This is a genomic window from Chryseobacterium sp. P1-3 (assembly GCF_000738495.1).
GTDB classification, from domain to species: domain Bacteria; phylum Bacteroidota; class Bacteroidia; order Flavobacteriales; family Weeksellaceae; genus Chryseobacterium; species Chryseobacterium gallinarum.
This window is the reverse complement of sequence record NZ_JPEQ01000025.1, coordinates 63237-77683: the sequence shown is the minus strand read 5'-3', so window position 1 is coordinate 77683 and position 14447 is coordinate 63237. Positions and strand designations below refer to the sequence as shown.

At 36.7% G+C, this 14447-nt stretch carries 18 protein-coding genes, 1 pseudogene and 1 riboswitch; of the genes and pseudogenes, 10 read left to right on the top strand and 9 right to left on the bottom strand.

Translation table 11 applies throughout. The features are described from left to right. Window positions 1-8 precede the first annotated feature (8 nt). Window positions 9-260 (top strand): membrane protein insertion efficiency factor YidD, encoded by a 252-nt coding sequence (yidD, locus tag HX13_RS21215; protein ID WP_050021438.1) that lies wholly within the window; start codon window positions 9-11, stop codon window positions 258-260. Window positions 261-682: 422 nt separating this feature from the next. Next, window positions 683-1555, top strand: coding sequence for a prolipoprotein diacylglyceryl transferase (gene lgt / locus HX13_RS21210; RefSeq protein WP_410493170.1), 873 nt, complete (start codon window positions 683-685; stop codon window positions 1553-1555). Window positions 1556-1624: 69 nt separating this feature from the next. Here lgt and HX13_RS21205 read toward each other — a convergent pair whose 3' ends face one another. Next, entirely contained in the window at window positions 1625-3136 is a 1512-nt protein-coding gene (locus HX13_RS21205) for a bifunctional ADP-dependent NAD(P)H-hydrate dehydratase/NAD(P)H-hydrate epimerase (RefSeq protein ID WP_050022691.1), read from the bottom strand. Window positions 3137-3380: 244 nt separating this feature from the next. Here HX13_RS21205 and mscL point away from each other — a divergent pair, with 244 nt between their 5' ends. Continuing rightward, the gene (gene mscL / locus HX13_RS21200) at window positions 3381-3755 is read left to right on the top strand and encodes a large conductance mechanosensitive channel protein MscL (RefSeq protein WP_050022690.1); all 375 of its coding nucleotides are present in this window, start codon (window positions 3381-3383) and stop codon (window positions 3753-3755) included. A 12-nt stretch (window positions 3756-3767) separates the two neighbouring features. On the opposite strand, the gene HX13_RS22685 is transcribed toward mscL, so the two are convergent. The 3 genes and pseudogenes from HX13_RS22685 to HX13_RS21190 all read right to left on the bottom strand — a co-directional run bounded on the left by HX13_RS22685 (window position 3768) and on the right by HX13_RS21190 (window position 5486). Next, window positions 3768-3938 carry a hypothetical protein gene (locus HX13_RS22685; protein ID WP_157837480.1) on the bottom strand — a complete coding sequence of 57 codons (171 nt, stop codon included), beginning with the start codon at window positions 3936-3938 and terminating at the stop codon, window positions 3768-3770. A gap of 81 nt (window positions 3939-4019) precedes the next feature. After that, window positions 4020-4980 (bottom strand): annotated as a pseudogene (locus HX13_RS21195) (D-2-hydroxyacid dehydrogenase). 95 nt (window positions 4981-5075) lie between these two features. Next, window positions 5076-5486, bottom strand: coding sequence for a phosphoheptose isomerase (locus HX13_RS21190; protein WP_050022689.1), 411 nt, complete (start codon window positions 5484-5486; stop codon window positions 5076-5078). 307 nt (window positions 5487-5793) lie between these two features. Between HX13_RS21190 and idi the strand changes: the two genes are divergently transcribed. The 3 genes from idi (at window position 5794) to gcvT (ending at window position 7863) form a co-directional block, all read left to right on the top strand. Beyond that, a complete protein-coding gene (idi, locus tag HX13_RS21185) occupies window positions 5794-6303 on the top strand; it encodes an isopentenyl-diphosphate Delta-isomerase (protein WP_050022688.1) in 510 nt (169 codons plus the stop codon). After that, entirely contained in the window at window positions 6303-6548 is a 246-nt protein-coding gene (locus HX13_RS25205; protein ID WP_238555601.1) for a hypothetical protein, read from the top strand. The genes idi and HX13_RS25205 overlap by 1 nt, the downstream gene beginning before the upstream one ends. Before the next feature lie 238 nt (window positions 6549-6786). Next, the gene (gcvT, locus tag HX13_RS21175) at window positions 6787-7863 is read left to right on the top strand and encodes a glycine cleavage system aminomethyltransferase GcvT (RefSeq protein WP_050022687.1); all 1077 of its coding nucleotides are present in this window, start codon (window positions 6787-6789) and stop codon (window positions 7861-7863) included. A gap of 54 nt (window positions 7864-7917) precedes the next feature. On the opposite strand, the gene HX13_RS21170 is transcribed toward gcvT, so the two are convergent. The 3 genes from HX13_RS21170 to HX13_RS21160 all read right to left on the bottom strand — a co-directional run bounded on the left by HX13_RS21170 (window position 7918) and on the right by HX13_RS21160 (window position 9080). Further along, window positions 7918-8100 carry a hypothetical protein gene (locus tag HX13_RS21170; RefSeq protein ID WP_050022686.1) on the bottom strand — a complete coding sequence of 61 codons (183 nt, stop codon included), beginning with the start codon at window positions 8098-8100 and terminating at the stop codon, window positions 7918-7920. Window positions 8101-8251: 151 nt separating this feature from the next. Further along, a complete protein-coding gene (locus HX13_RS21165) occupies window positions 8252-8662 on the bottom strand; it encodes a hypothetical protein (protein ID WP_128572553.1) in 411 nt (136 codons plus the stop codon). A gap of 64 nt (window positions 8663-8726) precedes the next feature. After that, window positions 8727-9080, bottom strand: a complete 354-nt coding sequence (locus HX13_RS21160; protein ID WP_082129202.1) for an arsenate reductase family protein — start codon at window positions 9078-9080, stop codon at window positions 8727-8729. A 116-nt stretch (window positions 9081-9196) separates the two neighbouring features. Here HX13_RS21160 and HX13_RS21155 point away from each other — a divergent pair, with 116 nt between their 5' ends. Then, the gene (locus tag HX13_RS21155) at window positions 9197-9664 is read left to right on the top strand and encodes an acyl-CoA thioesterase (RefSeq protein ID WP_050022683.1); all 468 of its coding nucleotides are present in this window, start codon (window positions 9197-9199) and stop codon (window positions 9662-9664) included. Window positions 9665-9758: 94 nt separating this feature from the next. Next, window positions 9759-10595, top strand: coding sequence for a GLPGLI family protein (locus HX13_RS21150; protein ID WP_128572552.1), 837 nt, complete (start codon window positions 9759-9761; stop codon window positions 10593-10595). 69 nt (window positions 10596-10664) lie between these two features. On the opposite strand, the gene HX13_RS25820 is transcribed toward HX13_RS21150, so the two are convergent. Further along, window positions 10665-11267, bottom strand: a complete 603-nt coding sequence (locus HX13_RS25820) for a serine hydrolase domain-containing protein (protein WP_262483594.1) — start codon at window positions 11265-11267, stop codon at window positions 10665-10667. An 8-nt stretch (window positions 11268-11275) separates the two neighbouring features. Next, window positions 11276-11689 (bottom strand): serine hydrolase domain-containing protein, encoded by a 414-nt coding sequence (locus HX13_RS25815; protein WP_262483593.1) that lies wholly within the window; start codon window positions 11687-11689, stop codon window positions 11276-11278. Between the two features lie 199 nt (window positions 11690-11888). Continuing rightward, a riboswitch (Fluoride riboswitch) is annotated at window positions 11889-11956 on the top strand. A gap of 29 nt (window positions 11957-11985) precedes the next feature. On the opposite strand from HX13_RS25815, the gene HX13_RS21140 reads away from it, so the two are divergent. Both HX13_RS21140 and HX13_RS21135 read left to right on the top strand, forming a co-directional pair. Then, complete coding sequence (locus HX13_RS21140; protein WP_185113630.1) at window positions 11986-13293, top strand: voltage-gated chloride channel family protein; 1308 nt, start codon at window positions 11986-11988, stop codon at window positions 13291-13293. 151 nt (window positions 13294-13444) lie between these two features. Beyond that, complete coding sequence (locus HX13_RS21135; RefSeq protein ID WP_050022682.1) at window positions 13445-14320, top strand: LysR family transcriptional regulator; 876 nt, start codon at window positions 13445-13447, stop codon at window positions 14318-14320. The last annotated feature ends 127 nt before the right edge of the window (window positions 14321-14447 follow it).

Genomic DNA, 14447 nt, shown 5'->3' with positions numbered 1-14447 from the left:
GCATTGTTTTGAAACTTACATTCAATAAAATCATCACATTCCCGTTGGTAATTTTGATCAAATTTTACCAGTGGTTCATCTCGCCGTTACTTCCTAAAAACTGCCGCTACGAACCTACCTGCTCACATTATATGCTGGAAGCGCTTCGCGTCCATGGTATATTTAAAGGGTTCTGGCTGGGAGTTAAAAGAATTTTGAGATGTCACCCATGGGGCGGAAGCGGATATGATCCGGTGCCTCCTCATCATAAAAAGCAATAACAAACTATTAAATCAATAGAAAAATGAATACTTTTTTTTTCAGAATTTACCTCACCATATTTGCATTGATTACCCAGTGCCTTTTTGCCCAGCAATATCCAGGAGGCTTATCTGACGGTACATTAGAAATCAACGGAAATAATACACCCGTAAAAATCTATTCTACGACAGAAATTGGAGATCTTAATGCTTTTCCGGACAAGGAAGCAGATAAAAACAGCCTTGTGGTAATTCTGAATGAATCCGGCTTTGAACCGGCTTATTTTAATTACAGTGCAGCTACCCTGGCCAAATTCAGGGATTTAAAATATCAACTGTTTGATAAGGATTTTAAATTATTGGATACTCCTGTTACCCAGGACAATATAAAAGAGTTCAAATATGCCGTAAAGTTGCCAAAACCTATTGCTTCTTCTGATAAAGTGGAACTAAAAACCCCCTTTAAGATCTGGGACCCTTCAAAAGGAATTCAGCTGGGACCTATCACCCTGCACTTTTACAGTTTGATGTTTGTTTTTGCTTTTGGCTTTGGTTATATTGTAATGACCAGAATCTTTAAAATCGATAATGTCAACCAGAAATATCTGGAACCACTTTTTACATGGACTTTAATAGGAACTATCCTTGGAGCAAGATTAGGTCACGTTATCTTTTACCAGCCGGAATTGTTTAAAGAAGATTTCTGGAGTGTATTTTTACCCATCAGTACAAAAAACGGATTAAAGTTTACAGGATTTTCAGGACTGGCAAGCCACGGAGCTACTATCGCATTAATTTTCACCACCTTATACTATTCTTTTAAAATCATTAAGAAAAATCCGTTCTGGGTATATGACAGATTAGGTATCGTAGTAGCTTTGGGAGGTACATTTGTGAGAATGGGGAACTTTTTCAATTCCGAAATTGTAGGGAAACCGGCAGATCCTAATTCTCCTTTCGCTTTACTTTTCCCACAACAAAGCAGTGAATACGGACTCACAGTACCGCGCTACCCGAGCCAGCTGTTTGAAGCTATAGGCTACATCCTTCTTTTCATTTTATTATGGGTTTTATATAGAAAAACAGATAAAAAATACCAGCAGGGATGGTTATTCGGATTGTTTTTCATTATTCTTTGGGCGATCAGATTCTTTGTAGAATTCCTGAAAGAACCTCAGGGTGATGAGTTTATTCAAATCGGAGGCTTAAATACCGGACAGGTTCTCTCTATACCGTTTATGATTGCCGGAGTGATCATTATGATTATTTCAAAGAAATTCAGAATTACCCAGGCAGAAAACGAAAAACCTGAATAAGGTGCAGATAAAGTAATATGTACAAAAAAGGCAAATTTGCAACCGCGAATTTGCCTTTTTTATTTTATATCACAGGAATTTTTTATTATTAAGCTCTATAAAAACAGCGCCAAGCTCATCTATTACATCCGTGGGAAGCATTGATTCTTTTGAGTGCTTTTCTGAAGCATAATCAGCAGCCTTTCCATGCAGCCAGACGCCTAAAATACAGGTTTCCTCCTCAGAATATCCTTGTGCTAAAAGTGAGGTCAGAATCCCGGTAAGGATATCTCCGCTTCCGCCTTTTGCCAGCCCTGCATTTCCGGTAATATTATAAAAAACATTTCCCTGCGGGGTAATAATCTGTGTATGATGATCTTTGAGAACAATATAGACACGAAGTTCCTTTGCTTTTTCTTTTGCAAGTTCCAGCCGTTGATAAGAATTTTCTGTACTTCCAAACAATCTTTCAAATTCTTTGGGATGCGGAGTGATTATTGTCTTTTCAGGGATCAGCCGGATATTTTTCTGTTTTTTTGAAATAATATTCAGCGCATCTGCATCCAGTACCAGGGGCATCCGATTATCTTTCAGGAGTTTGATGAGACCGGCTTCTGTTTCTTCATGGGTTCCTAAGCCCGGTCCAATTCCCAAGGTCATTCCTTCAACTTCACTAAAATCGTTTACATAATTCTCACCTCCTTCGATAAACATTGCTTCAGGACATGTAGTCTGTAATATTTCATACCCGCATTGTGGAGCTATAGTGAATGTCAATCCCGCTCCGGCTTTCAGGGCTGAACGGGTAGCAAGCACAGCTGCTCCAATTTTCCCGTAGCTTCCCCCGATAATTCCCACCTTCCCATAATTTCCTTTATGGGAAAAATCGGATCTGGGTTTAAAAACAGATTCTATAAGCAGATCATCAATTACAAAATAAGGGGTTTCTGTAATAGTTTTATATTTTTCGCTTAATCCAATATCTAAAACCACAACTTTTCCGGTATATTTTCCTGTTTCAGGATGAAGAAAACTTCTTTTCCAACACTGAAAACTTAAAGTATAATCTGCTTTCAGGACTGTTGTGCTATTATCAAACATCATATCGGCAGATAATCCGGAGGGAACATCTATTGATATCCTGGTATTTTTCTTTTCGTTTAGTTCCTCAACAAGCATTTTATATATTCCTTCCAAGGGTCTTGACAATCCTGTCCCCAACAACGCGTCAATGATAATCGTTTTATCATCAAAACCATATTGAGGCATCTCACTGAATTTTCTAACAGTAATTCCTGAGATGTCACGAAGCCTTTTAAGATTCAGCAATGCATCTTCAGAAAATTTTCCTTTAGGATCGTTTACAAATACATCTACATCAAATCCTTTCATGTAAAGCATTCTCGCAATAGCCAGTCCATCTCCGCCATTATTGCCGTTCCCACAGAACAGGGCCATTTTCCTTGTGTTCTTGGCATTTTCAGAAATCCAGTGGGCAGCTTCCATAGAGGCTCTTTCCATCAGCTGAACGGAAGAGACAGGTTCCTGGGAAATGGTAAACTGATCCCAGTTGCGTATTTGTTCTGCAGTAAAAACTTTCATAAGAAAAATTAGCTTTTAAGTAAATTACAAAAGATTTTTAATTACAATACTACCTCAATAATAAAATTAAAGGCTCATCATTAATGGCATAAAAGATTAATATAAAAAGACGATTTTCATTAAAATATCTAATATAAAATTAAAATAAAATCCAGCATTTTAGAATAAAAAACTATAAAAAGTAGCGTTTTTTACATTTTTTTAATTTTATTTTTGTGTAAATACAACTAAAAAAATATAAATTATGGGATTTATTAAGGAATTTAAAGAGTTTGCTTTTAAAGGCAATGTAATTGATCTGGCGGTCGGTGTTATCATTGGTGCAGCATTCGGTAAAATTGTGACGTCTTTGGTAGAAGATGTTATTACACCTTTGCTTCTAAACCCTGCATTAAAGGCAGCTGGTGCAGAAAACATCTCCAAGCTGTCATGGAATGGAGTGGCTTACGGAAACTTCCTTTCTGCAGTAATCAGTTTTCTGTGTATCGCTATGGTATTGTTCTGGCTCATTAAAGGGGCAAACAAGATCAGTAAAAAAGAGGAGCCTGCTCCGGCTGGGCCTACAGAAGAGCAGAAATTGCTGGCTGAGATCAGAGACCTTTTAAAAAATAAACAATAAATAATACTGCCATTAATTGGCATTGATCAATATAATACCGGAAAAGTTCTTACTTCTCCGGTTTTTATTTTTTGTTTCTGCATGAATTTCATTCTTTGTTACCGGATCCGGATCAGTCATCCCAGCGTAACCACAAATATTCGGGGCAGGAACTACAAAACATTCAATATGAAAACCGATCACATCAGTATCTGTTACAGGCTGAACAGAATGATGAACCGAAAAAAAAAAGCTGCCTCAAAAACAGACAGCTTTATATTGTAATTAATGAATTTGTAAGATACTCGAAATCTGCTCTGCCAGGGAAAGTCCTATCCTATCCTGGGCTTCAAGAGTAGAGGCCCCTGTATGGGGAGTGAGAGAGATTTTGGAATGGGTAAGAACAGCTTTAGACGGAGTAGGTTCATTAATAAAAACATCCAGTCCCGCAAATTTCACTTTACCGGAATCAAGAGCTTCAATCAAGGCAACCTCATCTATTACTCCTCCTCGGGAGCAGTTTACAATAGCAACCCCATCTTTCATCAACTCAAATTCATTTTTTCCAATCATATATCCGTCTTTCTGAGCCGGAACATGCAATGTAATAAAATCTGAATGTTTTAAAAACGTCCTGTAAAGGTTCCGTTTCTATATCTACATTGATAAACTGATTATTATAAAATTTTACTTTGATGCTGGCTCTTCCTACATTATTATCAGCTGCCACTACTCTCATGCCCAGTCCCAAAGCAATTCTTGCCACTTCCTGTCCTATTCTTCCCATACCGATAATTCCGATTGTCTTCCCTCTCAGTTCAATGCCGGCAGTATAAGCTTTTTTAAGGGCAGCAAATTCTGTATCTCCTACTAAAGGCATTTTTCTGTTGGAATCCTGAAGAAATCTTGCTCCGGAAAACAAATGGGCAAAAACAAGTTCAGCAACCGATTCCGAAGAAGCCGACGGAGTATTGATTACATGAATTCCTTTTTCTCTTGCATAATCCACATCGATATTATCCATGCCTACTCCACCTCTTCCGATAATATCAATCGAAGGACAACCGTCAATAATATCTTTCCTTACCTGTGTTGCACTTCTTACCAGTAAAGTACGGATTTTATGCTCATTAATGTAATCTACCAAAAATTCCTGCGGAACTTTCGTAGTAATGACTTCAAAGCCTTTCTCTGTTAATGCATCAATTCCTGATTGATCCAGGCCGTCGTTTGCTAAAACTTTCATAAATACAAGTATATTTAAAATTGAAAAGATTTAAAAATTAAAACTTATCGGGAGATTCCCTTTTATTCTAATTTTTTAAATCCTTGATATATATTTTATTCTCCGTCTTCTTTGAATACTTCAATAGTTACCTGCTTTTCTACAAGATCTGTAAACCTTCCTTTGTATCTTGTAGCTCTTACCAGGTGGTTATCTATCCAGTGGTAATTTCCGCCTCTTGGTTTTCCGCAGAGCACACTATGGTATTTAAACCCGTGCTTATCCAGCCAATCTATTGTAATTTGTTTCAGATTTTCGGTCCTTGAAGTAAAAAAACAGATCTGATGTCCTTCATCATACCATTTATTGATCGTTTCCAATGCATCGGGATAGGGCTCGCAGGTAACCATTCTTTCCGGTTCTTCATTAGGAACGTCATCGGTAATGGTTCCGTCTATGTCTATTAAGTAGTTTTTTATTCCATCCTTGAGAACAGGACTGATGTGTTCTATGTACTCTAATTCCATTACTAAATATTAAGTAACAAAGTTAGTGCTTTTACCTATATCAGGTATATTAATCTTAGCTTATGTTAAAATTTTACTATAAAAATTGACATTCAAAGAATAATATAAACATTTATTTCATCGTTTTAGCACATAAAGTTAAAATTTTTCATTTGAATGGATGAAAACAAATATGATTTTTACAAAAATTACCAGACGGAAAGCCAGACCGTTTTTTACTTTCTCAGTTTTCCCAGTTTTATGGTAAAAAACATGATGTTTATCTAAAAATTTCCAAAATACATTTATTACGCTTACATTTGTAGAAATGGAAGAATTTGTAGTTTTAGTAAATCCTGAAGATAAAGTTTTGGGGCTGATGGAAAAACAGCAGGCTCACATCAATGGCCTGTTGCATCGTGCTTTTTCTGTATTTCTGTTCAATGGTAAAGGTGAAATGCTTCTCCAGAAAAGAGCATCAGGAAAATATCATTCTCCCAACCAATGGACCAATGCTGTATGTTCGCATCCGAGAGACGGGGAAACTTATCTTGATGGTGCCCGTCGAAGATTGAAAGAGGAACTGGGTATTGATGCGGAACTTTCAGAAAAATTCAGTTTCATTTATAAGGCGGATGTAGGAGGCGGCCTTTGGGAGCACGAGCTGGACCATGTATTTGTAGGCACCTATGAATCGGAATTTCACCTGAACAAAGATGAAGTAGAAGAAATAAGGTTTATTTCCCTTGAAAACCTGGACCGGGAAATAGCTGCCCACCCCGAAAATTTTACAGAATGGTTCAAAATCATTCTTGAAGAATATAAACACCATTTTTAATGATGAAAAAAATAATACTCGCTTTTGCATTGGTATCGGGAAGTTTATTCTTTGCTCAAAAAACAGGAGTTTATGACAGTCCCAACTATTCTATCAATGTTCCGGAAGGCTGGAAATCTACCAATGACAGTGACATTGTCAATATCTTTCCTACCAATGAAATCGGAGCCATTACTATTTCCGAATACCACGATCTGAATCTTCCGAAAGAAGAAATGAAAAAAATTTATTCTGGCCCTTTATAAATCCCAGGATTCTGAAAATAAAGTAAAAGAAAACAAAAGTAAAAAAGGGTATACAGAATATTTCTACGAATATTTTGATGAAAAAGAAAAGCTTTTCTGGGTTACCAAAGCTTTTCAAAAAGAAAAGGCCCTGTATCTGGTAACAATCAATTGTGGCCAGAAATTCTGGAACGGAAACTATATGACCCTGTTTAATGAGACTTTTAACAGTTTTAAAATAAAGAAATAAAAATTAAATATGAAGAAAACAGCCTTGTACGACAAACATGTTTCTTTGGGAGCTAAGATCGTACCTTTCGCAGGTTTTGAAATGCCTGTACAATATTCAGGAGTAACGGAAGAGCATTTTGCAGTAAGAGAAAAAGCAGGATTATTTGATGTTTCCCATATGGGACAGTTTTTCATTGAAGGCCCGGGCTCGAAAGATCTTTTACAGCTGGTAACTACCAATAATGTAGATGCTCTTGAAAACGGTAAGGCACAATATTCTTGTCTTCCCAATGAGAATGGAGGAATTGTGGATGATCTTATCGTTTACAAAATGGAGGATGACAAATACTTCGTGGTTGTGAATGCTTCAAATATTGATAAAGACTGGAATCATATTTCAAAATACAATACTTTCGGAGCTAAAATGACCAATGCTTCTGATGAGATGTCATTGCTGGCTATCCAGGGCCCTAAGGCTACGGAGATTCTTCAAAAACTTACGGAAGTAAATCTTTCAGAAATTCCTTACTATCATTTTACAGTAGGAAGTGTTGCCGGAGTAAACAACGTTATTATTTCCAACACAGGATATACAGGAAGCGGGGGTTTTGAAATTTATTTCAGCAATGAACACGCAGAAAAACTTTGGGATGAAATCATCAAAGCAGGTGAAGCAGAAGGAATTATTCCTTGCGGATTAGCTGCCAGAGATACTTTAAGACTGGAAAAAGGATTCTGTCTGTACGGAAATGACATTGATGATACTACCTCTCCAATTGAAGCGGGGCTGGGATGGATCACCAAGTTTGACAAAGATTTTGTTTCTAAAGATGTGTTTGCCAAGCAAAAAGAGGAAGGGGTTACCAGAAAACTTGTAGGCTTTGAGCTTCAGGATAAAGGGGTTCCAAGACATGATTACCCTGTTGTGGATGCAGAAGGAAACATTATCGGAAAAGTAACTTCAGGAACACAGTCTCCGATGAAAAAAATAGGTTTAGGACTTGCTTATGTAGACAAACCTTATTTCAAACTGGGTTCTGAAATCTTCATCCAGGTAAGAAATAAGAATATTCCTGCAAAAGTAGTAAAAGCTCCTTTTGTATAAGGATTTTCAGATAGCATAAAAAAGAGATTGTATTTCTACAATCTCTTTTTTCGTTTAGTAACAGATACAGCAGACTGACCTGTCGGGGTTACAGGCATCCCCTACTCCCGGCTTAGTAGAAATTACTCCTCCACCAGGTCCGCAAAGGATTGTACATGCAGGTATCAGAATACCGCCATTGATCTGTTTCAACGTTGATCTGTCCAGGTTTTTTGTTTTTAAAAAGTCTTTTTTCATACTATAATTTTTTTGGTGACCATAAAGATAAAATTAATTGTCATAAAAAAACAACTTTAACAACTGTAAACCAAATCATTACTACACAAAAAAACAGTTCCATACAATTCAGGAACTGCTTATATTTTTGATAAAGCATTAATGAATGCCTCTACCGGTAAACCAGGATATTTTTTACAATCTTATTACCATAAAACAGCCTTTCAGATGTGGAAAAATAGAATTTGTTCCTGCTGTTGTTAAAATTCACTGTTTTAAAAGGCAGTCCGGTTTCCCAGGTAATCAGCATCTTTACCTCATTCATGATAGGATAATTGGTATCGTAAAATCTGAATAAGGACTTTGCCACCACCATACTATCTTTTGCATTGGGAACACTCCAAACCGTCTGAGGCTGGATTTTATCCATTTTGCCTAATAAATAGGAGAATTTTTTTCCTATGTATTCTTTTTTATTGGTTTCAAAAGCCTTGAGGTAGCTTAATGTGTCCAATGCTTTTATCTGAGTACGTTCTTCCTTTTTTTGAACAGCCTTTTTTTGGGCATTGATGTACATATTCAAAAAACAAAAAATTATTATGGCAGCTTTACACTTCAATTTCAAATGATTTACAGGTGAAACAGATTTAATTTACACCAAAAAATTCCTGTAAAGCCTCCACATTCTTCTTATCATTACCTACAAATATCTCTTTATCAGTAAGGAAAACAGGCCTTTTCAAGAAGGTATAATGATCCAGTAATAATTCTTTAAAATCTTTTTCAGTTAAAGATTTTACATCCAGTCCCCTCAGCTTGATCTGGGTAGATTTTTTACTGAACAGTGCTTCATAGGATTTTGTTCTTTTATGCATTTCAGAAAGCTCTTCTTTCGTGATGGGTTCTTTCTTAATCTCCCGAAGTTCCCAATCTGTAAGGTCAAATTGTGCTAAAATCTTTCTGCAGGTATCACAGGTATTAAGATAAAATACTTTCTTCATTATTCTTAAATTTATTAATTATTGTCATTTTATTTCAACGTCATTTCGTCTCCAAAAGTAGGATTTAATCTAAAACTTTGGAAATTATTAAATAACTTTATTCAAATTTTATAAAGATGCAGAACAAACCTATTACGTTTCAGTTTATTTCAGAGCCTTCAGATGTTAATTACGGAGGAAATGTACATGGCGGAAGCGTTATGAAATGGATTGACCAGGCAGGTTATGCCTGTGCAACAACATGGAGTGGAAATTATTCAGTGACAGTATATGTAGGAGGAATACGGTTTTATGAACCTATTAAAATCGGTGAAGTTGTAAAAGTAGACGCACAGGTGATCTACACCGGAACTTCAAGTATGCATATTGCCATCAATGTTTTCTCCAGAAACCTGAAACAGCCAACTTTTGATAAAAAAACACATTGCATTATTGTATTTGTAGCCGTAGATGAAAACGGTAAAAAGCTTCCGGTCCCTAAATGGATTCCTACTACAGAAGAGGAAAAACAGCAGGAGCAGTACGCCAAACGCCTGATGGAACTGAGAACCCAAATTGAAGATGAAATGAAACCTTTTCTGTAGAGCAAGACAATTATTTTGTTAAAACACTCATATTCACAGAAATACACATTGGTATATCGGATAGTTTTTATATTTTTATTTCAAATAAGAATATATGAAAATTGTTTTCACTTTATCTGCCCTGTTCATTACTATTATAATGCAATCCCAAACGCATCGGTTTATTTATCAGCTGCAATATAAAATGGATTCAACAGAAACTGGTCATGAAAAGCTCAATATGATTCTGGATATCGGCCCCAGGGAGGTGAAGTTCTACGGTCAGGATCTTGCAATCAGAGACTCTTTAAACAAGAAGTTTGGAATGAATGCAAGCTATACGGATATGACCGGACAGGTAGTGAAAAGAAAAATCAATTCTTTTGATAATGAAAATTACATCAACATCAAAAACGGATATTATTCTTTTAAAACAACGGACAAAATCAACTGGAACATTTTAGATGAAACGAAAAAGACAGAAGGTTACACCTTACAAAAAGCCACTACCCGGTTTGGAGGAAGAAACTGGACAGCCTGGTTTTGTAAAGATATTCCCTTCAGTGAGGGACCTTTTAAGTTCCGCGGATTGCCAGGTTTAATATTCGAATTGTCTGATACCAAGAAAAACTTTATCTATAACCTGGTAAAAATCCGTAAGCTTCCCGATACCTTTTCTACTGAAGACTTCCTGGAATCCAATTTCGGGAATAAAGCCATTCCCATTAATGAAAAGCAGAAACACAAATTGATTATGGAGTTTTATAATGATCCGTTTGCATTCGAAAGAAACAATTTCAGTAAGAGCAATAATGATTTAAAAATCAATATCAACGGAAAGGAGATACGGAACGTGGATGAACTTAACACCCAGACCAAAAGCATGCAGGAAGTGATCAGAAAATATAATAACCCGATTGAGATCGATAAGGCAATGCATTATCCGCAATAGTCGCTCAGGAATATAAATAGGTTTACAGGATATTATGGTTTAGACTTCTATCGAATGATAAAAGTTAAGTTACTTATTCCTTTTCAATACTTTCTTTTCTTCATCAAGAAATTTATATACCGGAAAAGCATCTCCCATGCTGCTTAGTGCAATAACACAGGTATTGGCTCCGAGATCCCGCCACATGATACTCCTGAAGCCATTTACTCCCCCTGTATGCATTACTGCCTGATCTGAAACATACCATCCAAAACCATATTGACCGGGCTTTCCATCTTTTAAAGCCGGCAGCTTATACATTTCCTTAGAATTTTCATCATTCAATAGCTGATGTTTTCTTAAGGCCTGATCGAATTTGTACAAGTCCCCGGTTGTAGAATAGATACTTCCGTCTCCGGTAGTCAAAAGATAATAATCATCCGGTTTTTTATCCGCATCATACGCTTTAGCCCTATCAGCAGGCGGAATGGTCTCTGCATCGTAGACAAAAGAATGCCGCATCTTCAAAGGTGTAAAAATTTTGTCCTGAATAAATCTTTTGTAAGATTGTCCCGACACAACCTCTATAATCCTTCCCAGTATTGTATATGCGCTATTGCTATATTCAAATTGGCTGCCTGAAGGAAATCTCAATCCTGACTGTTTTTTCAGAAAGTCCAAAAACGTCATCATTGGTAATTTTACGGTTTACCATCAAAAACGTTTTCATAATCTGCCAAACCTGAAGTATGATTAAGCAGTTGACGTATACTCACATTTTGCGCATAGACAGGAAGATCCGGAACGTAGCGAATAGCTTTATCATCATAGGACAACAAATGCTCCTGCTGTAAAAGCATGATGGCAGCTGCTGTAAAGGGTTTGCTAATGGAAGCAATACAAAATGGAGTGTCTTTTGTTAAAGGAAGTTTATCTTCAAAGCTTTTATACCCTAAGGCAGTATCGCAAACAACTTTTCCTTCTTTTACTATAAGAACAGTACCATTAAGTTTCCCTTTTTCATAAAAATCAAGGACGACTTCTTTTTCTGTCTTTCTTTTACAGGCAAATAGAATTAACAAAATAAAACCGGAAGCAACTAATATTCTGGTCATGGTTATTACATTTAATACAGTATAAGTCAACCGTATACATTTAAAAGTTACACATAAAATCAAAATATCATTAAAATATTTTCATTTCATTCGTGTTAGGATCAGGTGCAAAACGGAAGGGAATTGCTCAGACTAAAAATATAATAGTCTTTATCCTTGATATTTTTTTGAAAAACAGATTCTTCTTTTTATATTTGCAGTATCAAAAGGAAATGGTGTTCTTCCTTACCCAACCGCTTTACAGAAGCTGATGACGCCTGATTGAGAGTTTATTACAATAGCTAATCAGGATTATTATGTCAAAAAATCAACGGACACTTGGTAAAAAAGCAATTTTTCACACCCATTTTTTCTTCAGGAAATTTCCGGCCTTGCCTTATATTGCAAAATGGCTTTGTATAAGCATTATTGTAGGGATGTTGGTAGGGACCGCCTCTGCAGGATTTTTAGTATCCCTGGAATGGGCCACTCATTTCAGGGAAAACCATCTCTGGATGATTGCCTTACTTCCCCTGGTGGGTTTCCTGATCGGTCTTTTATATTATTATTGGGGGAAAGATGTAGAAGCGGGAAACAATCTACTTATTGATAATATTCACGATCCGAAAGGAATAATCCCGTTTAAGATGGCTCCTTTTGTCTATCTGGGAACTATAGCCACCCATCTGTTCGGTGGCTCGGCAGGGCGTGAAGGAACAGCCCTTCAAATGGCCGGAGCCATTGCAGACCAGCTGAGCACACCATTCAGGCTGGACAGAGATGAAAGGAAGATATTAATTATTGCCGCCATTGCGGCAGGTTTTGGATCTGTTTTCGGGACACCTTTAGCTGGTGCTGTTTTCGGACTTGAAGTTTTTCTGATCGGAAGAATCCGCTATAATGCTATCTTTCCCGCTTTTGCTTCAGCTATACTGGCTGATTGGATGACCAACCTCTGGCAGGTAAAACACACCCGTTATCATATCGATTTTATTCCCAAACTGGAATTTTTGCCCGTTCTATACAGTATTTTAGCAGGAGTTGCTTTTGGAATCTGTGCCGCAGCTTTCAGCAGGATTATTCATTGGGCTGGTTCAATTTTTAAATCTAAAATTAAGTATCCGCCTTTTCGCCCGGTAGCAGGAGGAATCATTGTTGTTTTAGCCGTTTTTGCCATGGGAACTACGAGATATATCGGACTGGGGGTTCCCGTTATCCTGGAATCTTTCGAAAAACAGCTACCGTTTTATGATTTTGCCCTGAAAATGATCTTTACCATTATCACATTATCTGCAGGATATAAAGGTGGTGAAGTTACTCCCCTATTCTTTATCGGGGCTACCTTGGGAAGCGCATTGTCTTTATGGATTCCTTTACCTTTCGGGCTTCTGGCAGGAATGGGATTCGTGGCGGTATTTGCAGGAGCCACAAATACCCCGCTGGCTTGTATGCTCATGGGAATTGAATTATTTGGTGCCGAATGCGGGGTGTATGTAGCGATTGCCTGTGTGGTATCCTATCTTCTTTCCGGGCATAATAGCATTTATACAAAACAAAAAATCGGTGAAGCTAAAAACAGAAGGTATGCAAACCAACAGGACAGGTCGGTTTCAGATTTTTTGTAAAAGAAAGGTTGTTATGAAATTGGAGAAGTTATTAAGATTGATCGCTAAAGTCCGGAATTGATATAATACAGCCAGTATCTATTAACAAAGAGCAAAAACAACTATCACCCGGTAACAAATAACTTACAACTATAATTCGTAATTTTGCGCTATGTTCGATTACAGGTTAAAAGTATTCCATACAGTAGCTTCCCGATTAAGCTTTACTAAAGCATCGGAAGAACTTCATATCTCCCAGCCGGCTGTTACCAAACACATAAAGGAAATTGAAAGCCAATTAAGTATCAGATTATTTGATCGTAAAGGCACTTCCATCCAACTGACACAAAGTGGAAAGGTCTTATATGAATACGCTGAAAAAATAAGAAGCCTCTACCGGGACCTTGAATTTGAAATCAGTCAGATGAATCAGCAGCATAAAGGAAAATTGATCATTGGTGCCAGTACTACTGTTGCTCAATATATTTTACCGGAAATTTTAGCCAGATTCAATACATATTATAAAGATATTAAAATTGAGCTTCTTACCGGGAATACAGAAGCCATTTCCACTCTTCTGAAGGAAGAAAAAATTGACCTTGGTATTATTGAAGGGGAATCCCAGTCTTCGTATTTTGATTATAAACCATTTAAGGCAGATGAAATTGTATTGGCAGCAAAGGCAAACCACCCATTATCCAATAAAACCCTCAGCATAAAGGACCTGTATGACATCCCTCTGGTCTTTCGCGAACAAGGCTCCGGAACCCTGGAATTTATACATAACCGCTTGAAAGAAAAAGGTGTTAATATTCAGGAATTAAATACTGTTATACAACTGGGAAGCAGTGAAAGCATTAAAAACTATCTTCTCTATTCAGACTGTATGGCCTTTCTTTCTATCAGTACTATTTTGAATGAATTGAAAAGTAACCGCTTAACCGTTATTGATATCAGGAACTTCAGTATCGAAAGAAATTTCCATTTTATTCTTCCTAAAGGGGAGCAATCTGAATTGATAAAGCTTTTTTTAAGATTCGCAGAATAAATTTGTATGATGAGAATCAAAGTAAAAGCATTGCTTCATTTTACTATTAAGATATAACTTAAAGTTATTCAATATAATAAAATACAATTTACTTTGTAATAATAAATTGCGGAATTTTGGAGCTGTA